Annotated in this window: 21 protein-coding genes and 1 pseudogene; 11 read left to right on the top strand and 11 right to left on the bottom strand. The window is 72.2% G+C overall.

Translation table 11 applies throughout. The annotated features are described in order from the left end of the window. The first annotated feature begins 36 nt into the window (after positions 1–36). Positions 37–1,380 (top strand): MFS transporter, encoded by a 1,344-nt coding sequence (locus tag ACO1BR_RS31465; RefSeq protein ID WP_426798491.1) that lies wholly within the window; start codon positions 37–39, stop codon positions 1,378–1,380. Positions 1,381–1,392: 12 nt separating this feature from the next. Then, positions 1,393–1,596, top strand: coding sequence for a hypothetical protein (locus ACO1BR_RS31460; RefSeq protein WP_426798490.1), 204 nt, complete (start codon positions 1,393–1,395; stop codon positions 1,594–1,596). 97 nt (positions 1,597–1,693) lie between these two features. Here ACO1BR_RS31460 and ACO1BR_RS31455 read toward each other — a convergent pair whose 3' ends face one another. Continuing rightward, a complete protein-coding gene (locus ACO1BR_RS31455) occupies positions 1,694–2,188 on the bottom strand; it encodes a MarR family winged helix-turn-helix transcriptional regulator (RefSeq protein ID WP_426798489.1) in 495 nt (164 codons plus the stop codon). Positions 2,189–2,240: 52 nt separating this feature from the next. On the opposite strand from ACO1BR_RS31455, the gene ACO1BR_RS31450 reads away from it, so the two are divergent. After that, positions 2,241–2,945 carry a TIGR03086 family metal-binding protein gene (locus ACO1BR_RS31450; RefSeq protein ID WP_426798488.1) on the top strand — a complete coding sequence of 235 codons (705 nt, stop codon included), beginning with the start codon at positions 2,241–2,243 and terminating at the stop codon, positions 2,943–2,945. A gap of 294 nt (positions 2,946–3,239) precedes the next feature. Here ACO1BR_RS31450 and ACO1BR_RS31445 read toward each other — a convergent pair whose 3' ends face one another. From ACO1BR_RS31445 to ACO1BR_RS31430, 4 genes and pseudogenes are all read right to left on the bottom strand, one after another. Beyond that, positions 3,240–5,009, bottom strand: coding sequence for a M4 family metallopeptidase (locus tag ACO1BR_RS31445; RefSeq protein WP_426798487.1), 1,770 nt, complete (start codon positions 5,007–5,009; stop codon positions 3,240–3,242). A 317-nt stretch (positions 5,010–5,326) separates the two neighbouring features. Next, on the bottom strand, positions 5,327–5,617 hold the full coding sequence (locus ACO1BR_RS31440; protein WP_159506702.1) for a hypothetical protein: 291 nt from the start codon (positions 5,615–5,617) through the stop codon (positions 5,327–5,329). A gap of 143 nt (positions 5,618–5,760) precedes the next feature. Next, positions 5,761–6,072: an alpha/beta hydrolase fold domain-containing protein gene (locus ACO1BR_RS31435; RefSeq protein ID WP_426798527.1), complete on the bottom strand. Its 312-nt coding sequence runs from the start codon at positions 6,070–6,072 to the stop codon at positions 5,761–5,763. Positions 6,073–6,144: 72 nt separating this feature from the next. Then, positions 6,145–6,476 (bottom strand): annotated as a pseudogene (locus ACO1BR_RS31430) (LLM class flavin-dependent oxidoreductase); the annotation flags it as partial. A 135-nt stretch (positions 6,477–6,611) separates the two neighbouring features. Here ACO1BR_RS31430 and ACO1BR_RS31425 point away from each other — a divergent pair. Beyond that, a complete protein-coding gene (locus tag ACO1BR_RS31425) occupies positions 6,612–7,253 on the top strand; it encodes a PadR family transcriptional regulator (protein WP_426798486.1) in 642 nt (213 codons plus the stop codon). Between the two features lie 310 nt (positions 7,254–7,563). Here ACO1BR_RS31425 and ACO1BR_RS31420 read toward each other — a convergent pair whose 3' ends face one another. Genes ACO1BR_RS31420 through ACO1BR_RS31410 form a run of 3 tightly spaced genes read right to left on the bottom strand, consistent with a single transcriptional unit; the run spans position 7,564 to position 10,632 of the window. Further along, positions 7,564–8,547 carry an acyl-CoA dehydrogenase family protein gene (locus tag ACO1BR_RS31420; protein ID WP_426798485.1) on the bottom strand — a complete coding sequence of 328 codons (984 nt, stop codon included), beginning with the start codon at positions 8,545–8,547 and terminating at the stop codon, positions 7,564–7,566. Further along, the gene (locus ACO1BR_RS31415; RefSeq protein ID WP_426798484.1) at positions 8,547–9,716 is read right to left on the bottom strand and encodes an acyl-CoA dehydrogenase family protein; all 1,170 of its coding nucleotides are present in this window, start codon (positions 9,714–9,716) and stop codon (positions 8,547–8,549) included. Before ACO1BR_RS31415 ends, ACO1BR_RS31420 begins: the two co-directional genes overlap by 1 nt. A 31-nt stretch (positions 9,717–9,747) precedes the next feature. Then, complete coding sequence (locus ACO1BR_RS31410) at positions 9,748–10,632, bottom strand: enoyl-CoA hydratase (protein ID WP_426798483.1); 885 nt, start codon at positions 10,630–10,632, stop codon at positions 9,748–9,750. Between the two features lie 46 nt (positions 10,633–10,678). On the opposite strand from ACO1BR_RS31410, the gene ACO1BR_RS31405 reads away from it, so the two are divergent. From ACO1BR_RS31405 to ACO1BR_RS31390, 4 genes are all read left to right on the top strand, one after another. Continuing rightward, complete coding sequence (locus ACO1BR_RS31405) at positions 10,679–10,924, top strand: hypothetical protein (protein ID WP_426798482.1); 246 nt, start codon at positions 10,679–10,681, stop codon at positions 10,922–10,924. A 142-nt stretch (positions 10,925–11,066) separates the two neighbouring features. Then, on the top strand, positions 11,067–11,846 hold the full coding sequence (locus tag ACO1BR_RS31400; RefSeq protein WP_426798481.1) for an SDR family oxidoreductase: 780 nt from the start codon (positions 11,067–11,069) through the stop codon (positions 11,844–11,846). After that, on the top strand, positions 11,839–12,423 hold the full coding sequence (locus ACO1BR_RS31395) for a TetR/AcrR family transcriptional regulator (protein WP_426798480.1): 585 nt from the start codon (positions 11,839–11,841) through the stop codon (positions 12,421–12,423). Before ACO1BR_RS31400 ends, ACO1BR_RS31395 begins: the two co-directional genes overlap by 8 nt. Before the next feature lie 36 nt (positions 12,424–12,459). After that, the gene (locus ACO1BR_RS31390) at positions 12,460–13,617 is read left to right on the top strand and encodes an acetyl-CoA C-acetyltransferase (RefSeq protein ID WP_426798479.1); all 1,158 of its coding nucleotides are present in this window, start codon (positions 12,460–12,462) and stop codon (positions 13,615–13,617) included. Positions 13,618–13,899: 282 nt separating this feature from the next. Here ACO1BR_RS31390 and ACO1BR_RS31385 read toward each other — a convergent pair whose 3' ends face one another. After that, positions 13,900–14,346 carry a hypothetical protein gene (locus tag ACO1BR_RS31385; protein WP_426798478.1) on the bottom strand — a complete coding sequence of 149 codons (447 nt, stop codon included), beginning with the start codon at positions 14,344–14,346 and terminating at the stop codon, positions 13,900–13,902. Positions 14,347–14,647: 301 nt separating this feature from the next. Between ACO1BR_RS31385 and ACO1BR_RS31380 the strand changes: the two genes are divergently transcribed. Next, on the top strand, positions 14,648–14,902 hold the full coding sequence (locus ACO1BR_RS31380; protein WP_426798477.1) for a hypothetical protein: 255 nt from the start codon (positions 14,648–14,650) through the stop codon (positions 14,900–14,902). Positions 14,903–15,175: 273 nt separating this feature from the next. Here the strand turns inward: ACO1BR_RS31380 and ACO1BR_RS31375 are convergent, their stop codons facing one another. Beyond that, positions 15,176–16,177: a LysR family transcriptional regulator gene (locus ACO1BR_RS31375; protein WP_426798476.1), complete on the bottom strand. Its 1,002-nt coding sequence runs from the start codon at positions 16,175–16,177 to the stop codon at positions 15,176–15,178. A 72-nt stretch (positions 16,178–16,249) separates the two neighbouring features. Between ACO1BR_RS31375 and ACO1BR_RS31370 the strand changes: the two genes are divergently transcribed. Next, the gene (locus ACO1BR_RS31370) at positions 16,250–17,188 is read left to right on the top strand and encodes a dihydrodipicolinate synthase family protein (protein WP_426798475.1); all 939 of its coding nucleotides are present in this window, start codon (positions 16,250–16,252) and stop codon (positions 17,186–17,188) included. A gap of 145 nt (positions 17,189–17,333) precedes the next feature. Here ACO1BR_RS31370 and ACO1BR_RS31365 read toward each other — a convergent pair whose 3' ends face one another. Then, positions 17,334–17,954 carry a TetR/AcrR family transcriptional regulator gene (locus ACO1BR_RS31365; protein ID WP_426798474.1) on the bottom strand — a complete coding sequence of 207 codons (621 nt, stop codon included), beginning with the start codon at positions 17,952–17,954 and terminating at the stop codon, positions 17,334–17,336. A 67-nt stretch (positions 17,955–18,021) separates the two neighbouring features. Here ACO1BR_RS31365 and ACO1BR_RS31360 point away from each other — a divergent pair. Then, on the top strand, positions 18,022–18,529 hold a 508-nt coding region (locus ACO1BR_RS31360), incomplete at its 3' end, for an amidohydrolase family protein (protein WP_426798473.1).

Below are 18,529 nucleotides of genomic sequence, written 5' to 3'. Positions count from 1 at the left end.
TTGCGTGAAGCGCACCTACGGGACGGCGGTCGGCCGGTGACCGACGCACCACACGCGGACGGCGCTCCGGTGCCCCCGATTCCGGCACGGCGCTGGGCCTACGTCATCCCGGTCGCCGCGATCATGTACATGCTGGCGTACCTGGACCGGAACAACATCTCCGTCATCCTCCCCTACATGCACGGAGATCTGGCGCTCTCGCACGCCGACCAGGGGCTCGCCGGCGGCATCTTCTTCGTCGGCTACGTCTTCCTGCAGATCCCGGCCGCGCTCCTCGCCCAGCGCTGGAGCGCCCGGAAGACCGTGCTGATCCTCATGGTCGCCTGGGGGCTGTCCGCGGTGCTCTCCGGTCTCGTCCGGACCCGCGGCCAGTTCTACATCGCGCGCTTCGTCCTCGGCTTCTTCGAGGGCGGCGTCTGGCCGGCGGTGCTGATCCTCCTCGCCTCGTGGTTCCCGCTGCGCGAACGGGCCCGTGCCAACGCGCTCTGGATGGCCTGCCTGCCGCTGTCCTCCGTCCTGATGGCGCCGCTGTCCGGCTGGATGCTCGACCACGCGGGCTGGCGCTGGGTGCTCGTGCTCCAGGGGCTGCCGCCGCTGCTGTGGGCGGTGGTGTGGTGGTTCACGGTCGCCGACCGGCCGGCACAGGCGCGCTGGATCTCCCGGGCCGAGGCCGCCCACCTGGAGCAGGCCCTCGCCGCCGACGAGGCCGCCAAGTCCCCGGCGGGCGGCGGCTCGTACCGGGACGTGGTCCGGCAGCGGCCGGTCCTGGTCCTCATCGGTGTCTACTTCTTCTGGATCACCGGCTTCTACGGATTCAGCCTGTGGCTGCCCTCCGTCATCAAGGAACTGACCCACAACGGCTCCCCGACGGAAGTCGGGCTGCTCACCGCGATCCCGTTCACCGTCGCGCTCGTCGCGATGATCGGCAACGCCGCCTGGTCCGACCGCACCGGCCGGCGGCGGCAGGCGGTGGCCGTCCCCCTGGCGGTCGGGATCGCCGCCCTGCTCCTCGGGCAGGCCGTGCACGGCGCGCTGCCCCGGATGCTGTTGCTGTGCCTCACGGCCGCCGCGGTGTACGCGCCCTACGGCCCGTTCTGGGCGATCCCGGGGCAGCTGCTGCGGTTCGAGACGGTGGCGGTCGCGATGGGCCTGATCAACGCCCTGGGCAATCTGGGCGGGTTCGCCGGGCCGTATCTGGTGGGGTGGCTCACCGATGCCACGGGGTCGAGCCTGACCGGCTTCGCGGTGCTCGCCGGGTTCCTCGCGGTGGCCGTCCTCCTGGTGGCGCTCGGGTTGCGCCCCGGCTCCCGGTTGCCGTACGGGCCCTCCGGTTGTCTGCCCGCCCCGTCGGTCAACACGCCGCCGAACGCGGCGAGTTGACGGTACCGGTCCGTGACCGCCGCCCACGCCCTCGCTGCCACCGTCGCCCCGGGCGGCGCGAGTGCCGCACTCGCCGGCGGCAGGGGCCACTACGGCCGGGGCCCCTGCGGTGGCTGCTCGCCTTCCGTGGCCGTCGTCGAGGACCCCGGCCCGGTCCACGACGACGGATACGGAGGTGCGGGACGGGAGCACGGCAAGGGTCGCGACCGGGGGTGACGGGCGTAGCCCGGCGTGTGGTTCGAGGTCGTCGGGCGCGGTGTCGGAAGGTGCCGGCCGGGTCGGCCCAGGCGGCCCGGTCGGCACCTTCCGTACGTCATCGGCCGTCCGCGGCCCTGCGCGGCGACAGCTCGGGCAGGGCGGCGTGCAGAGCCTGGAGGCCGCGCAGGAAACCGTCCCGGTCGGCGGCCGGCAGCCGGGCCAGCAGCCGCTGCTCGCCGCGCTGGATGTCCGACTGGACCGCGTCGCGCAGCCGCCGGCCCTCGGGGGTCAGGGAGAGCAGCCGGACCCGCCGGTCCCCGGGGTCGGGCTGACGGCGGATCAGTCCGCGGGCCGCCAGGTCGTCGAGGACCGGGATGATCCGGGTCTTGTCCGCCCGGATGGTCTCGGCCAGGGCGGCCTGGGTGCGGATCGGGGTCTCGTCGAGATGCAGCAGTACCGAATACGCCCACATGGCCAGGCCGTGCGCGTCGAGTACCGGCTGCTCCAGGGCGGTCAGCGCCCGGCCCAACGGCACCAGCATCGCGGCCAGATCGGGGCGGGTCGGCCGCCCCGCGGGGGAGGTGTCCAGGTCAGCTGCGTTCTCGGCCATGGACAGGAAAATACCCCTTGACAGATCATGTGCCCGCGCAGATCGTAAGCGCATGCCTATTAACTCTGTCGAACCGCATTCCGTGAGCCCGGACCCGTACGGTGCGGGTGCACCCTCCGCGGAGCCCGAAGGCCCGGCGTTCGACCGCCTCAGGAGGCTCAACGCCCGCGCGGTGCGCGACAGCGCGGACATGGTGAGCCGGCTCGCCCCCGGGGACCTGGCGCGGCCGACGCCCTGCTCGGAGTGGGACCTCGCCGCCCTGCTCGCCCATATGACGGCTCAGCACCGGGGCTTCGCGGCGGCGGCCCTGGGGCGGGGGGAGGACCTGGCGCACTGGGCGGTCCGTCCGCCGGGCGACCGGATCCCGGACGTGGTGGCGGACCACCGCTCGGCCGCCGAGGAGGTCGTCGCCGCGTTCGCGGCCGTGGACGCCCCCGGCTGGCAGTTCGCCCTCCCCGAATTCACCACCGACCGGACCTTCCCCGCGATCCAGGCCATCGGCTTCCATCTCATCGACTACGTCGTCCACGGCTGGGACGTCGCCCGCAGCCTCGGCCTCGCCTGCGACCCCGACCCCGAGCTGCTCGCGGCGGCCCTCCCGATCGCCCGCGCGGTCCCGGACGGCGAGGCCCGGCTCGCCGCCGGCAGCTCCTTCAAGCCGGGGCTGCCGGGCGCCGAGGGCGCGGGTGCGCTGGAGCGGATCCTTACGGCGCTGGGGCGCGCGCCCGAGTGGCGGGCGGGGGAAGCGGTGCGGTGAGGGGCGGGTGGCGGCGCCGGGCGGCTCGCGGGCCGGGCAGGTCGACGCCAACTCGCCCGGCGGGCCGGTCGGTTGCCCGGTCGCCTACCGTCCCGTCCGCTGCCTGCGCCGTGTCACCCACCCGTGCTCCCGCAACTTACGTGCCAACTCCGGCAGTTGGGGATCGTCGCGGTCGATGTGGACCCGGCCGCCGACGATCGTGGTCCGGGCGCGGGACGGGCCCGCACCCGTCGACCGCCGCGCGCGGGTGCCCCCGCGCGCAGCGGGGGCACCTGCCGGACGGGGCGGGCCGGCTCAGCCCTTGCCGGGGGTGTTGGCGGCGGTGACGTTGACGGCGGCCCAGGCGCGGTCGACCGTCTTGTACGCGGTGCTGCCGGCGCCGTAGAGGTCCTTGGCGGCCTTGAGGGTCGCGATCCGGGCGTCGTGGAAGTCGGTGGTGGAGACCATGTACCGGGTCAGCGCCCGGTAGAAGATCGCCGTCGCCTTGTCCCGGCCGATGCCGGTCACCTTCGCGCCGTCGTAGGTGGGGGAGTCGTAGGCGAAGCCCCCGATGGTCTTCTTCCCGCTGCCCTCGGCGAGCAGGTAGAAGGCGTGCGAGGAGACGCCGGAGCCGGCGTGCACCTCGGTGTCGTGGGTCTGCTTCGACCAGTAGTCGACGGTGCCTTCGAGCTTGTCGAGGGAGGGCTTGTCGAGCCGGCGCAGGAACTTCTGCTGGAGGCCCAGCTTTTCGCCCATGAGGTAGTTCGGCGGGTTCTTCGGGTTGTTGGTGGCGAACTCGACCGCGGTGCCGAAGATGTCCGCCAGCGACTCGTTGAGCGCGCCGGGCTCGCCGAACTGGTTGCCCTCGGCGTCGACGCGGGTGGGCTGGAGCTTCGCGGTCGCGTCGACCACGCCGTGGGTGAGTTCGTGGCCGGTGACGTCCAGGACGACCAGCGGCTTGGTGAAGGTCTTGCCGTCGCCGTCGCCGTAGAGCATGCAGCCGCAGTCCGAGGACCAGTAGGCGTTGCCGACGTTCTTGCCGAAGTGCACCAGGGCGTGCGCGCCGGCGCCGTCGTTCTTGATGCCCTTGCGGCCGAAGGTCTTCTTGTAGAAGTCCAGGGTGCTGGTGATGCCGTACTGGGCGTCGACGGCCGCGGTGGTCGGGTCGGCGGCGGTGCCGTTGCCCCAGTGGTCGGTCTTGCTGGTGAGCGCCTTGCCGTCGGCGAACTTGTCCAGTTCCCTGCCGCCGGCGTCGCGGGTCTCGGTGTTGCCGCGGGTGCTGTCCTTGAGGGTGAACGCGGCCTTGCCGGTCTGGGTGGTGGACAGCGGCACGGTGCCGACGAAGAACGACGAGCCGGTGCCGGTCGCCGGGGCGGGGAAGCCGCCGGCCTTGCCGGGCGTGGCAGTGGCGGACGCGGCGGCGGCCGGGCCGGTCGCGGGCGCGAGCCGCTCGCCGCGCTGCCGGAGTGTGCGCTGCAGGGAGGGCGACAGGAAGGAGTCGTCGGCCGGGATGTCGCTGAGCACGCCGCCGGTGGTGGCGTCGACGACGACGGTCCGGGCGCCGCCGGACTCGGCGGTGCGGCTGTCGTCGACGTGCACCCGGTAGGCGAGCGTCGTGCGGTCCTTGCGGGCGTCCACGACCAGTTGGGGCTCGCCGGCCCGGCCCTGGGCCACGGAAGCGGCCTTCGCCGCGGCCTGTCGGCCGGTGAGCTTCGGGTCGGTGGACGTGACGTCGACCTGGTGGCGGGAGGCCCGGGTGACGCCCTCGTAGGTGGAGTTGGCGCCCAGGTGGACGACCAGGTCGCCGCCGAGCACCGGCAGACCGCGGTGGCTGCGGAGGAAGCGCACATGCTGCCGGCCGTCGGGGTCGATCAGGGTGTCGGTGGCCTGGAGCGTGTCCTGCTGGCCGACTCCGGTCGCGGCGGAGTGCGCGTAGGCGGCGGCGCGGGCCGCGTCGACGACGGAGGGGGAAGCGGAGGAGGGGGCGGCCGTGGCGGCGCCCGCGGTTCCGGAGGTGAGGGTGGCGGCCGTTGTCACGGCCACGGCTATCGCCAGGTGGTACCTGCGTATGTGGGGTCTACGCACCGGTGTGGGTCCTTTGGGCTGCGGGGGCGGCCGGCTCGCCAACCGCCCGTACGCACGGTGCGGTTGGGCACCGTGGGGGTTGTGTGGCCCCGCGCAAACCCTGGTATGTCTGGCATGCGCATGTAAAGGAAAATGATCGATTTCCGATGCGAAGAATTCAAAAATTGACAATTCATCAGCTTTAGGTAGTCACAAGGTGACCAAATGTGTTCTGGGAGGGGGGACGCGCGACGCGGTACGAAGGTTGCCCGGCATGGCAGAGGCCGGGACAGCGGCTGCTGTCCCGGCCCGGATCGTCCTGGGCGCCCTCGCGGGCGCTACATATGGAAGAGCTCCTCCAGCGACGCATGCGCCTTCTCGCCGCCGCGCACCGCTTCCACGACGGCCTGATGGAAGGTCCGGCTGTCCTCTTCCGAATGGCAGGGCACGGGGCTGCCGACCATGGTGTACCAGTCCGACGACCCGGTGTACTGCACGGCCACGTGCGCCTCGTCCTCCGACCACGTCGTGTGAATGGTCAGGTCGCCCTGCATCGGGCCGATCTCCTCGGTGCGCACCGCGCCGGGGCGGGCGTGGATCCCCACCGTGGTCCAAGATGCCCAGGTCATGATGTTCCCCTCGGTCCCAAGGGCCCCGGCCGGCAGCCGGGCGCGGTGCTTCAAGTCTGGCACCTGAGGTGCGGCGGCGCACCGTATCGACAGGCCGCCACGGCTCCCGCTCACTGGGTCACCATCTCTCCTCCATCCGCCCGTCACTCAGTCGTCACACAGGGTGCCGGCCGGCCAGTCGCCGACCGCGCCGAGCGCCCGCTCCGCGGCCGGCAGCCGGCCGGCCGCGCCGAGGAAGCCGTGGAAGGTCCCCGGTACTCGTCGACGCGGACCGCGACCCCCGCCCGCCGCAGGGCGCGGCCATACGCGCGCCCCTCGTCCCGCAGCGGGTCGCACTCGGGCAGGACGAGGAGCGCGGGCGGTAGCCCGGTGAGGTCCGGGGCCAGGCCCGGGGAGGCGTACGGGTGCCCCGGGTCGCCGTGCGGGCCCGGGTACCGGGGCCAGTACCAGCGCATATGGGCCGTGGTGTGGAAGAAGCCGGTGGCGTAGTCGGCCGCCGAGCGGCCGCCGAGCCGGTGGTCCAGGGGTCCGGCGCCGATGTCCACCCGTCCGCCGGAGAGCATGTCGAGCCTCGCGGCCCGTTCGGCGACCCGTACGGGGTGCGGGTAGCCGAACGGCATGGTGACCACGCCGTGGCCGATGCGAATCCGGGAGGTCCGGGAGGCGACCCAGGCGAGGAAGATCTCCGACGCGCTCATGTGGGCGTACTGGGTCTGGGGGTGGTGCTCCACCGCCCAGATGCGGTCGAAGCCCATCTCCTCGGCGTAAACGGCCTGTTCGCCGCAGTCGTGGTCACCTGGCGCTCCCATTCGGGAGTGGGATCGGCCAGCTGCGCCTCGAAGAGCATCGAGAACTTCACGGAGCTGCCTCCTGGTTCCGGAGGTCGCGGCGACTGTTTCGAATAGGAATATGTCTAGCAGGAATATCTGACCCGGGGAGGGGGCTTGGTGATGTCCCGTCAGGCGCGACCGGCGCAGGCCGTAAACTGCGGAGCGTGACGGTGAAGAAGGCGAGCGGAGCGCAGGCCGGCGACGCGGAGCATCCGGCGCTGCCGGCGACGAGTTGGGCGGTCCTCGGACTGCTCTCCTTCGGCGAGGAGCTGTCCGGCTACGACCTCAAGAAGTGGTCCGACTGGTCGCTGCGCTTCTTCTACTGGAGCCCGTCCTTCAGCCAGATCTACGGCGAACTCAAGCGCCTGGAGAGGGTCGGCTACGTCAGCTCGCGGATGGTCGCCCAGGAGACCGGCAACCGCGACAAGCGGGTCTACGTCATCACCGACGAGGGCATGGCGGCGGTCCGCCGCTGGGCGCGTGAGGCGCCGGTGGAGCCCCCGGTCCTCAAACACGGCGTCATGCTGCGACTCTGGCTGGGGCATCTGCTGGAGGCCGACCGGATGCGCGAGGTGCTCGGCCGGCACCGGGAGTACGCGGAGACGATGCGGCAGCGCGCCGAGGTGGACGCCGAGGGTGCCCGCGCCGAGGCGGCCTGGGCCTACCCCTCGCTCGTCCTGAAGTGGTCGGAGCGTTACTACGCCTCCGAACGGGACCGGGCCGACGCGATGCTGGCGGACCTCGACGAACTCGCCGGGCCGGACGCGGCACGCGGCACCGGCGAGGCGGGGCGCAAGCGCCCGTAGGTGCGCCGGAAACAGAGCAGCGGACCGGTGTCGCGCAGCCGGTCCGGCGGCGTCAGCGCGGTGACCCGGCCCAGGGCGATGAGGTGGTCGCCGCCGGGGAGGACGGCCTCCAGTTCGACTCGATGGTGGCCGGCGGCGCGGTCAGCAGCGGTAAACCGTTGGTCCCGGGCCGCCAGTCGACGCCGGTTGACTGTCGCCGCCGGTCACCGCGAACCGGCGGCACAGCTGCTCCTGGTCCGCGCGCAAGAGCCGGCCCCGTACCTCCGTTGGTTCGACAGGTACGGGGGCGGCGGTAGGGGCGCGGGCGGCGCTATCCGGCCAGGACGCGGGCGCGGCACTCGGACGGGGTGCCCCAGGCGTCCCGCAGCGGGCGGGCCTTGCGGATCCGGAGGGAGAGGTCCGGCTCGTCCGTGTAGCCGAGCGCGCCGTGCAACTGGAGCGCGGTGCGCGCCGCGGTATGGCACGCCTCGCCCGCCGCCACCTTCGCCGCCGCGACCTCCGGGCCGGCACCTGCGGTGTCCCGGGCCAGTGCCAGGGCCGCCGCATGGACCAGCGGCTGCGCGAACTCCAGGGCGAGGAGGGTGTCGGCCAGCCGGTGCTGCACCGCCTGGAACGAGCCGATGGGCACCGCGAACTGGGTGCGCCGCTTGACGTAGCCGACCGTCTCGTCCAGCAGGGCGCGGCCCAGGCCGAGCGCCTGGGCGGCGGTGAGCAGCCGGGCGGTGTCGGTGGCGTACGCGGCGGCCGCGGTGACCGCCGGGCCGCGGGCGAGGACGGTGCCGCCGAGCGGGCGGGACAGCCGGCGGGCCGGGTCGAGCGAGGGCTGCACCGGGCCGTGGGCCTCGGTGCGGCACACCGTGTCGCCCCGGACGACGAAGACCGCGTCGGCGGCGTCCGCGTCCAGCGCGAACGGCGCACCGTCCGCGCACAGCCCGACGATCGCGTCACCGGAGGCGATGCGGGGCAGCCAGGCGTCCGCCGCCCCGGTCTCGCCGAGACGGTCCAGGAAGGCCGCCACGGCGGCCGTCTCCACCAGCGGGCCGGGTACCGCATGGCGGCCCAACTCGGTGTAGGCGATGGCGAGTTCGAGGGGGAGCGGGCCCAGTCCCTGATGCGCCTCGGAGACCGCGAGGGCGAACACCCCGGTCTCCGCGAGCCGCGCCCACAGGTCGCGGCCCGGCTTGTGCTCCCCGGCCGCCCAGGCCCGCACGACGGCCGGGGTGCCGAACGCGCCGAGCATGCCGTCCAGCGTCCGTGCGAACTCCCGTTGCTCGTCGGTCAGGAGGAACCGCATCACCGGCGTCCCTTCGGCAGGCCGAGCAGCCGCTCGGCGATGATGTTCCGCTGGATCTCGTTGGTGCCCGCGTAGATCGGGCCGGCGAGGGAGAAGGTGTAGCCCTCGGCCCAACTGCCGTGGGCGGGAGCCTCGTCGGCGCCGTCGGCGAGGGTGCCGTAGGGGCCGAGGAGGTCGAGGGCGGTCTCGTGCAGGGCGATGTCCAGCTCGGACCAGAAGACCTTGTTGAGGCTGGACTCGGCGCCCAGGGTGCCACCGGCGGCCAGGCGCGAGGCGTTGGCGTAGGCGAACAGCCGGTAGGCGCGGGCGCCGATCACGGCGTCGGCCACCCGGTCGCGCAGCGCCGTGTCGCCCGGGTCGGCGCCGGCGCGCCACAGCGCGGTCAGCCGGTCGGCGGCGGCCGTGAAGCGGCCCGGACTGCGCAGGGTCAGCCCGCGTTCGTTGCCGGCGGTGCTCATCGCGACCCGCCAGCCTCGGCCCGGCTCGCCGATGACGTCCGCGTCGGGGACGAACACCTCGTCGAGGAAGAGTTCGGCGAAGGCCGGCTTGCCGTCCAGCCGGCCGATGGGCCGCACCGTCACACCCGGCGCGTCCAGCGGGAACATCAGATACGTCAGGCCGTGGTGGGGCTTGGCGGTGCCCGGCTCGCTGCGGAACAGGCCGAAGGCGCGGTCGGCGAAGGCGGCCCGGGACGACCAGGTCTTCTGGCCGCTCAGCAGCCAGCCGCCGTCGGTCCGTACGGCCGTGGAGCGCAGCGACGCCAGGTCCGAGCCCGACTCCGGCTCGGACCACGCCTGCGCCCAGACCACCTCGCCGGTGGCCATCGCGGGCAGGACGCGGGCGCGTTGTTCCTCCGTGCCGTGCTCGAAGAGGGTCGGTGCGAGGAGGCTGACGCCGTTCTGGCCGACCCGGCCGGGTGCGCCGGCGGCGTAGTACTCCTCCTCGAAGACCAGCCACTGGAGGAGGGAGGCGCCCCGGCCGCCGTACGCCTCGGGCCACGAGACCACCGACCAGCGGTCGGCGGCGAGCCGGCGCTCCCAGTCGCGGTGCGCGGCGAACCCCTCGCGGGTCTCCAACGACGGGAGGGGGGTCGCGGGCACGTTCGCGGTGAGCCAGGCCCGTGCCGCGGCTCGGAAGGCGTCCTCGGCGGCGGTGAAGTCGAGGTCCATCAGACGCCAACTCCCTTGATGTCGCGGTCCATTACGCTCCCGCCTGCCGGGGGCGGGGCGATCCGTCCGCGCCGTGCCGGCGCATCGCCGCGATGTCCACCCCGGCGAGCGGGTCCGCGGCGGTCTCCGCGTTGTGGGCGTGCGCGAGGTGGTGGAGTCCGAACACCGAGTCCATCCCGGTGTGCAGGCCCTGAAGGTCCTCGGCCTGGTTGACCGCGCGCTTGGTCAGGGCCAGGCCCATCCGGGGCATCTCTGCGATCAGCAGTGCCAACTCGGTTGTGCGGTCGGCTAGTTCGGCACGTGGAACGACACGGTTGACCATGCCCACCTCGTACGCCCGCCGCGCGGTCATCCGGTCGCCGGTGTAGAGGAACTCCCTGGCGATGCGCGGCGGCATCACCCACGGGTGGGCGAAGTACTCCACGCCGGGGATCCCCATCCGTACGACCGGGTCGGCGAAGAAGGCGTCCTCGGAGGCGACGATCAGATCGCAGACCCAGGCGAGCATCAACCCGCCCGCCACGCAGGCCCCTTGGACAGCCGCGACGACGGGTTTTGGCAGCTCCCGCCAGCGGCGGCACATCCCCAGATAGACCTCGGACTCGCGGGCGAAGCGGCTCTCCGCGCCCTCCTTGTCCGAGTGGTCCCACCACAGCCCTGCCGTGCGGTCGAAGGGCAGATGGGCGTCGCGTTCGGGGGTGCCGATGTCATGGCCCGCGGAGAAGTGCCGGCCCGCGCCGGCGAGCACCACGACCTTGACGTCGTTGTCGTCGGCGGCGCGGTAGAAGGCGCGGTCCAGAGCGTAGGTCATCGCGGAATTCTGGGCGTTGCGGTAGTCCGGGCGGTTCATCGTGACGGTGGCGACCGGGCCTTGCCGCTCGTAGCGCACGACGGACGTGTCCTCGCCGGAGGTCATCGGCGACTCCTTCCCTAACAAGTGTTTGGTAGGTTAACGTACGGCCATGAGCAGCGTCGAGGCCCCCACCACCGTCGAGAGCTTCCGCACCGGGTTCCGCGGCGGGCTGCGGGCCAACCTCACCGGGGAGTTCGCGGACCTGCGGGGCCGCGGCGGCCCCGGCAGGGAGCACGAGGCGTCCGCCGAACGCTTCGCCTGGGAACGGCACATGGCCGCCGCGGGCTGGATCTGCGCCGGCCGGCCCGTCGCGTACGGCGGCCGGGGCGCGACGCCGAAGGAGGCGCCGGCATGACGAAGCGGATCCACCCGAGGGGTACCGACCGCGGAGCAGGGGCTGTGCTCCGGGCGGCCCGGACCGGCTGGGGGTCCGGGGGTCATCCCCCGGGTGAGCACAGCGCCGAGCGGGTGCTCGGCCTGCCGAAGGAGGCACTGGCATGACCCCACCGCCCTACGTACCCGGTCATGACCTGCTCAGCGGGCGGACGGCGGTCATCACCGCCGCAGCCGGGGCGGGCATCGGAGGGGCCACCGCGCGCCGGTTCCTGGAGGAGGGCGCGCGGATCGTCATCGGGGACGCGCACGCCCGGCGGCTGACCGAGAGCGCGGCGGCGCTGGCCGCGGAGTTCGGGCCGGACCGGGTCGCCGGGCTGCCCTGCGACGTCACCGACGAGGCGCAGGTCGAGGCGCTGCTGGCGCTGGCCGAGGAGCGGCACGGCCGGCTCGACATCGTGGTCAACAACGCCGGGCTCGGCGGCACCGCCGAACTCGTCGAGATGGCCGACGCCCAGTGGGACAAGGTCATCGACGTCACGCTGAACGGAACCTTCCGCTGCACCCGCGCCGCACTCCGCCGGATGCGGACCTCCGGCGGCGGCGTGATCGTCAACAACGCCTCCGTCATCGGCTGGCGCGCCCAGCGAGGCCAGGCCCACTACGCCGCCGCCAAGGCCGGGGTGATGGCCCTCACCCGCTGCGCCGCGCTGGAGGCCGCCGACCACGGCGTACGGATCAACGCGGTCGCGCCCAGCCTCGCCATGCACCCGCACCTGGTGAAGGTCACCACGCCCGAACTGCTGGCCGAGCTCACCGCGAAGGAGGCGTTCGGCCGCTACGCCGAGCCCTGGGAGGTCGCCAACGTCATCGTCTTCCTGGCCGGGGACTACGCCTCCTACATGACGGGCGAGACCGTCTCCGTCAGCTCCCAGCATGCCTGAGGAGCGCCGCCGCGAACTCCTCGCCACCGCCGCGGAGGTGTTCGCCGCCCACGGCTACAACGCCACCACCGTCCGGCAGATCGCGGATGCGGCCGGCCTGCTCGCGGGCAGCCTCTACTACCACTTCGACTCCAAGGAGTCGATGCTCGACGAGATCCTCTCCGCCTTCCTCGACGAGCTGCGGGCCGGCTACGAGGCGGTGCTCGCCGCGCGGCTCGGCCCCCGCGAGACCGTCGAGGCCCTGGTCACCGAGTCCTTCCGGGAGATCGACCGGCACCGCGCGGCCGTCGCGATCTACCAGAAGGAGGCCCGGCACCTGGCCGCCCGGCAGCCGCGGTTCGGCTATCTCGCCGACGCCCGGGACAAGTTCGCCGGGGCCTGGCTGGGCACCCTGGAGCGCGGGGTGGCCGTCGGGGTCTTCCGCGCCGATCTCGACATCCGGCTGACCTACCGGTTCGTCCGCGACACCGTCTGGGTCGCCGCCTCCTGGTACCGGCCGGGCGCACAGCACAGCCCCGAGGAGATCGCCCGCCAGTACCTCACGACGGTGCTGGACGGCATCGCCTTGCGGAACTGACCGGCACCTCCGCAGAATCGGACCAAGGAGTTCACCATGCCCGAGGCGTACATCGTCGATGCGGTCCGCACCCCGGTGGGGAAGAGGGGCGGCGGGCTCTCGGCCGTCCACCCCGCCGATCTGGGCGCCCATGTGCTGACGGCGCTGATGGCGCGTACGGGCGCCGACCCGGCCGCCGTCGAGGATGTCGTCTTCGGCTGCCTGGACACCGTCGGTCCGCAGGCCGGGGACATCGCCCGGACCTGCTGGCTGGCCGCCGGGCTGCCCGAAGAGGTGCCCGGGGTCACCGTCGACCGGCAGTGCGGCTCCTCGCAGCAGGCCGTGCACTTCGCCGCCCAGGGCGTGCTCTCCGGCACCCAGGACCTGGTGGTGGCGGGCGGGGTGCAGAACATGTCGCAGATCCCGATCGCCTTCGCCAGCCGCCAGGCCGCCGACCCCCTGGGCCTCACCCAGGGCCCGTTCGCCGGTTCCCGGGGCTGGCGGGCCCGCTACGGAGACCAGCCGGTCGACCAGTTCCACGGCGCCGAACTGATCGCCACCACGTGGGACATCTCCCGCCAGGACATGGAGGAGTTCGCGCTCCGCTCCCACCAGCGGGCCATCCGCGCGATCGACGAGGGGCGCTTCGACCGCGAGATCGTCCCCTACGGGGAGGTCACCACCGACGAGGGGCCGCGCCGCACCACCTCGCTGGAGAAGATGGCCGCCCTCGCGCCGGTCGTCGAGGGCGGCCGGCTGACCGCGGCCGTCTCCTCGCAGGTCTCCGACGGCGCGGCGGCGATGCTGCTCGCCTCGGAGCGGGCGGTGGCCGAGCACCGGCTCACCCCGCGTGCCCGGATCCACCACCTCTCGGTCCGCGGCGAGGACCCGATCCGGATGCTCTCCGCGCCGATCCCCGCCACGGCGTACGCGCTGAAGAAGGCCGGGATGACCATCGACAACATCGATCTGGTCGAGATCAACGAGGCGTTCGCACCGGTCGTCCTGGCCTGGCTGAAGGAGACCGGCGCCGACCCCGAGCGGGTCAACGTCAACGGTGGCGCCATCGCCCTGGGCCATCCGCTGGGGGCTACCGGCGTCCGGTTGATGACGACGCTGCTGAACGAACTGGAGCGCACCGGGGGGCGGTTCGGCCTCCAGACCATGTGCGAGGGCGGCGGCCAGGCCAACGTCACGATCGTCGAACGCCTCTGACCCGGTCACTGCCGCAGGCCGTCCGGCTTGGGTGATCTTGCCGTCTCGGACGGCTTCGTCTCAGGGGTGGCGTTGCTGGTGTTGCTGCGCGCAGGCCGTCCCGGTGTTCAGTGGGACATGGCCGGCTCAGCCGTGCTCGCCCCGGCCGCCGGAGAAGGATCGGAGCCGTCGACGGTGATCGATGCACTGACGACGCGTACGGCCCCGCGCACGGGCACGCCGAGGGGCGTGCCCGTGCGTCTTCCGCCTACAGCGCCACATCCACACCGCGCCGGCGTGGCATCACCGGGAGCGAGGCGGTTCGGGGCGGTGCGGACGGAGCCGGCGGCGGGAGCGCGTACGCCTGTTGTCCGAGGCCGGGCGGTCTCCAGAGGCGGGGGTTTGCGGGGACTTCCCGACGGCCCCGCCGTGCAGCATCAGCAGTGTGCCGGTGGCGAAGACCACCAGGAACAGTGCGATCGATCCGGTGGCCATCAGCACGGCGGGGGCGTGGAGCATCTGGTTGGCCAGGGCGAGGACCACGGCCGGCACGCTGCTTCCGGCGGACAGCAGCAGCATGGCGATGCCGATCGCGGACGGCGACATCGACTGGGCCTCATCGGTGGCGACCTCCATTTTGGCGGGGCCGAGCTCCCACCTGAAGGTCAGTCCGGTGCTTTCCTTGAGTACGGCCGCGTCCGCGCGGTTGCTGGGTTCCTCCACGCTGAGGTCGAGATCTCTGGTGGCCATCTCCCACCCTTCTCCCCTCAGCCGTCCTCCATCTCCTAAACCGCTCACGCCCCGACGTTAGCGATCAGGCGAGAGGTGCATCAACTTTACTTTCTCCGCCCTTACGTGACTGTTACTCAGCACCGACGCAGTGGTGACGGAGTTGGGCAACGTTCCACCGCGAGGCATGTGTTGTGCATGCATCATGCGCGCATCGTCCATACGATTGCTTGACAGCGTATGGACGATCGGGCATCTTGGATGAGGTAGAGGTCTGGTCAGGTCAGACCGCGGACGGATCGGACGAAGGGGAAGCCGTCACATGCCCACCTCGCACAAGGGAGCCGCTGCCCAGGAGTGGCAGAGCGCCGGCCCGACGCGCATCACCGTCAACCTCGCCCCGAAGGCCGCCACGGCGCTGGACCAGGCCGTCAAGCTGACCGGTGACACCAAGACCGACACCATCAACCGGGCCCTGCAGATCTACGCCTACCTGGAAAAGGTCACGCAAGAAGGCGGCACCCTCTACACCAGGGCAGCCGACAGCGACGAACTCGAACGCCTCTACTTCGTCTGACCAGCGGAGCAGATGACCCACGAGGACCAGTCCCTCATCAAGAGGGCCTGGAGGCGGCCGTTGACGGGCCGTTCTGCCTTTTCCGCACGCGGAGTTCGGGCAGCTGGACCCGCGCCCGGCTCGCCCCTGGGCGAGCGAACTTCCCACCTGCTACCTGGCGGTCCTCCGGTTCGATCGGGGATCCCTTCGACGCGTGGGCGGTTGAGCAGGTCGCTGCTCGACCAGTCGAGCCGGGCTCTGCCCGGCGTCCGCCCCCTCCACGGTGGTCAATGGTCAGGGAACCGAGGGAGAGCCGTCAGGACTGTCCTCGGGCCGCTGTCCAGGATGATCCGAGGCGCTCGCGTCTTCGATGTCCTGAGCCTTCACACGCAACGGCGTCGTGAGGTCAGCGGGCAGAGCTGCGCGCACGGCGCGGATGACGGCGGTGATGGCGGGGTGTGGGGCGGCGCCACTCCGGTGCGCGATGGCGGTTCGTCGTTGGATGGGCAGCGGCGTGAGGTGCACGGTGTCGGGCAGCTCCACGAGGCCCAGATGGGGAACGATGGCGACTCCCTGGCCTGCTGCTACCAGCGCAAGCACGGTGGCGAATTCGTCCACGCGGTGGCGGATGTGCGGGGTGAAGCCGGCGGCCTGGCACGCCCGGACGGTCATGGCATGGCACAGGGTTCCAGGGGTCGCGGTGATCCAGCTGGCGGTTGCCCAGGAGTTGAGCAGGTGGAGGCCGGTGCCGTTCGAGGAGCCGGGTGCCAGGGAGGCCAGGTAGAGGGGTTCGCTGGCGAGGGGCTGGGTCGTCAGGCCCGGTTCGGCCGCTGCGGGGACGAAGTCGTATTCGTGCAGCAGCGCTACATCCAGTTCACCGGCGCGCAGGGCATGGGCAACGCACGCTGGGTCGATGTCCGAGACCATGGGTTCCAGGCCGGGGTGGTCGTGGCTGAGCGCGGTCAGGGCGCTGGGCAGGATGGTCCGGCTCGCGCTGGGGAAGGCGCCGATGCGCAGCGGGCCGGCCGGGCCGTGGCGGGTGTCCTCCAGCTCTGCGGCCGCTTGTTCAAGTCGCTCCAGCACGGCTTCTGTGTGGTGGACAAGGCGTCGCGCGCTCGGGGTGAGGGTGACATGGCGACCGGTGCGTTCGAGCAGGGGCACGCCTGCTTCCCGTTCCAGGGCAGCGAGTTGCTGGGAGACGGCGGAGGGGGTGAAGGCGAGTGCTTCCGCCACGGCAGCGATGGTGCCGCGCAGCGAGAGTTCCCGCAGCAGCCGCAGTCGTCGAACGTCGAGCATCAGTACAGCTTACGGTTGGGTCCACGAATGTGAACTGGACCTGATGGAGGTGGGGCGGGCAGGCTCGAAGGCATGACCTCGTGCACCCCGTTCCACGGTATTCACGTTCCTCTGATCACTCCCTTTACCCCCGAAGGCGAGGTGGCGTACGACGCCTTGGAGAACCTGGCCCACACCGTGCTTGCCGAAGGTGCGACCGGCATCGTGGCGTTGGGAACCACCGCAGAAGTGGCCACCCTCGATGCTGCGGAGAAGCGGTCCGTCGTGGACGTGTGCGCCCGGGTGTGCCGCGAGCGGGGTGTGGTGCTGACGGTCGGGGCCGGCTCCAGCGACACCCGCGCCAGCAAGGCCGCTCTGGCGGAGTTTGTCGGGCGGCCTGAAGTATCGGCTGCCCTGGTCACGGTGCCTGCCTTCACCCGCCCCTCCGAGGAAGGCGTCGTCGCCCACTTCACGGAACTGACCGCCGTGAGCCCTGTTCCGCTGGTCGTCTACTACATCCCCTACCGCACCGCGCTGCCGCTCGGCGTGAACACCCTGCAACGGCTGGCCCGGATGCCGGGCATCGCCGGGATCAAGTACGCGGCAGGCGGCATCGGCCAGGACACCGTGGAGTTCATGAGTAACCGTCCCGCCGACTTCGCGGTCATGGCCGGCGACGATGTCTTCGCCTCGCCGATGCTTGCACTCGGCGCAGCAGGAGGGATCCTGGCCTCGGCCCATCTGGCCACCCGCCACTTCGTCGACCTCGTCCGTGCCTGGCGTCAGGGCGACGCCCTCCACGGCCGGGCCCTGGGACACGCCTTGTCCCGCACGTCTGCCGCCCTGTTCCACGAACCCAATCCGTCCGTGATCAAGGGTGTGCTCCATGCGCGCGGGGCGATTCCGTCCGCGCAGGTCCGTCTGCCGCTGTTGCCGGCGCGCAGTGAGACGGTGGCCTCCGCGGTGGAGCAACTGCACCATCTCGAAGCGGGGCTTCGCGCGCAAGGACCGGCAGAACTCCTGGTGCGCTGATCGCAGGGGACGTCGACGTCTGGTCCTTTGGTCAGGCCCAAGAAGCCTTCCGCTCACCGGTAGGCCGAGTTGCCCGATCGCACCGGGTTCCGGATCGGGCGAACGGGCGGCGTCCGTACGTGACAGGGCCGCCCCTTGCGCCGTGTCAGCCCAGGAGCCCGGCCAGCACCGCCGTGGTCGCGTTCAGCAACTGCTCCGAGGTCGGGCCGCCCGCGGCGGTGCGGGCCAGCAGGCCCTCGCGTGCGGCCAGGATCACCTCGGCGGCCTGCTCGGCGGAGGCTCCGGGTGGTACCAGCTCCGGCAGGACCCGTTCCAGCAGGGCCGCCAGCGCCGCCGTCACGGTGCGGTCGTGCACGGCGACCCGCTCGGCGAGTTCGGATGTACGGGCGGCCAGCAGGCGGAACTCCAGGAAGAGCAGAATCCACCCGGTCTCGGTGGCCTCGACCCGCAGCAGCGCCTCGACCAGCCGCCGCGCCCGCTCGTCGGGCCCCAACTGCTCGGCCGCGGCGGCCAGGTGCTCCAGCTCCGTCATCCGCTCGGCTGCCTGTTCGTCGAAGAGCGCCAGCAGCAGGTCCTCCTTGGTGGCGAAGTTCGAGTAGAAGGCCCCGCGGGTGTAGCCGGCGGCGGTGCAGATGTCCTCGATGCTCGTCCGCGCGTATCCCGCGGACAGGAACAACTCGCCCGCCGCGGACAGGATGCGGGCTCTGGTGTGGACGCGGCGCCGCGGGGGCCGGGGCGCGGAGGGTTCGACCGGGGAGGGATTCACGCCATCACGATACATGCTGTATTTAATATGGGTCGTATCGAAACGAGGTCGTGAGAGGACCACCGCCGTGAACCGACTGCTGATCACCGACGCCCACCTGCTCCACCCCGAGACCGGTACCCGTACCGACCCGGCCTGGATCGAGGTCGCCGACGGCCGGATCGCCGCCACCGGCACCGGCCGCCCGCCCGGCACCGGGCAGGACGTACGGGTGCTCAACGCGGCCGGCGCCACCGTGCTGCCCGGCCTGATCGACGCCCACGTCCACCTGCTGGTCACCTCCCTCGACCTGTCCGCCATCGCCTCCTGGACCCCCGGATACCTGACCGTCCGGGCTCTCGTGGAAGCTGAACGGATGCTGCGCCGCGGCTTCACCACCGTCCGCGACGTCGGCGGCGCCGACCACGGCATGGCCCGGGCCCTGGCCGAAGGGCTGGCGCTCGGCCCGCGGCTCGTCCACGGCGGAAAGGCGCTCTCCCAGACCGGCGGCCACGGCGATCTGCGCCCGCTCGGTGACGACTCGGTGCCCTGCTGCGAGAGCCGTCCCCACTTCGCCCGGATCGCGGACGGCGTGG

It is taken from the genome of Streptomyces sp. YGL11-2, assembly GCF_050054615.1.
In the GTDB taxonomy this organism is placed as follows: Bacteria; Actinomycetota; Actinomycetes; order Streptomycetales; family Streptomycetaceae; genus Streptomyces.
Note: the sequence above shows the minus strand (reverse complement) of the source record. Positions and strands in the feature narration are given on the sequence as shown.

Bases quoted from the DNA above. Each gene is read 5' to 3' on its own strand.
- ACO1BR_RS31390 (WP_426798479.1), top strand. From the start codon at position 12,460: ATGCCCGAGGCGTACATCGTCGATGCGGTCCGCACCCCGGTGGGGAAG.
- ACO1BR_RS31415 (WP_426798484.1), bottom strand. From the start codon at position 9,716: ATGGACCTCGACTTCACCGCCGCCGAGGACGCCTTCCGAGCCGCGGCA.
- ACO1BR_RS31405 (WP_426798482.1), top strand. From the start codon at position 10,679: ATGAGCAGCGTCGAGGCCCCCACCACCGTCGAGAGCTTCCGCACCGGG.
- ACO1BR_RS31455 (WP_426798489.1), bottom strand. From the start codon at position 2,188: ATGGCCGAGAACGCAGCTGACCTGGACACCTCCCCCGCGGGGCGGCCG.
- ACO1BR_RS31375 (WP_426798476.1), bottom strand. From the start codon at position 16,177: ATGCTCGACGTTCGACGACTGCGGCTGCTGCGGGAACTCTCGCTGCGC.
- ACO1BR_RS31440 (WP_159506702.1), bottom strand. From the start codon at position 5,617: ATGACCTGGGCATCTTGGACCACGGTGGGGATCCACGCCCGCCCCGGC.
- ACO1BR_RS31410 (WP_426798483.1), bottom strand. From the start codon at position 10,632: ATGACCTCCGGCGAGGACACGTCCGTCGTGCGCTACGAGCGGCAAGGC.
- ACO1BR_RS31370 (WP_426798475.1), top strand. From the start codon at position 16,250: ATGACCTCGTGCACCCCGTTCCACGGTATTCACGTTCCTCTGATCACT.
- ACO1BR_RS31385 (WP_426798478.1), bottom strand. From the start codon at position 14,346: ATGGCCACCAGAGATCTCGACCTCAGCGTGGAGGAACCCAGCAACCGC.
- ACO1BR_RS31400 (WP_426798481.1), top strand. From the start codon at position 11,067: ATGACCCCACCGCCCTACGTACCCGGTCATGACCTGCTCAGCGGGCGG.
- ACO1BR_RS31380 (WP_426798477.1), top strand. From the start codon at position 14,648: ATGCCCACCTCGCACAAGGGAGCCGCTGCCCAGGAGTGGCAGAGCGCC.
- ACO1BR_RS31435 (WP_426798527.1), bottom strand. From the start codon at position 6,072: ATGCGCTGGTACTGGCCCCGGTACCCGGGCCCGCACGGCGACCCGGGG.
- ACO1BR_RS31450 (WP_426798488.1), top strand. From the start codon at position 2,241: ATGCCTATTAACTCTGTCGAACCGCATTCCGTGAGCCCGGACCCGTAC.
- ACO1BR_RS31420 (WP_426798485.1), bottom strand. From the start codon at position 8,547: ATGCGGTTCCTCCTGACCGACGAGCAACGGGAGTTCGCACGGACGCTG.
- ACO1BR_RS31395 (WP_426798480.1), top strand. From the start codon at position 11,839: ATGCCTGAGGAGCGCCGCCGCGAACTCCTCGCCACCGCCGCGGAGGTG.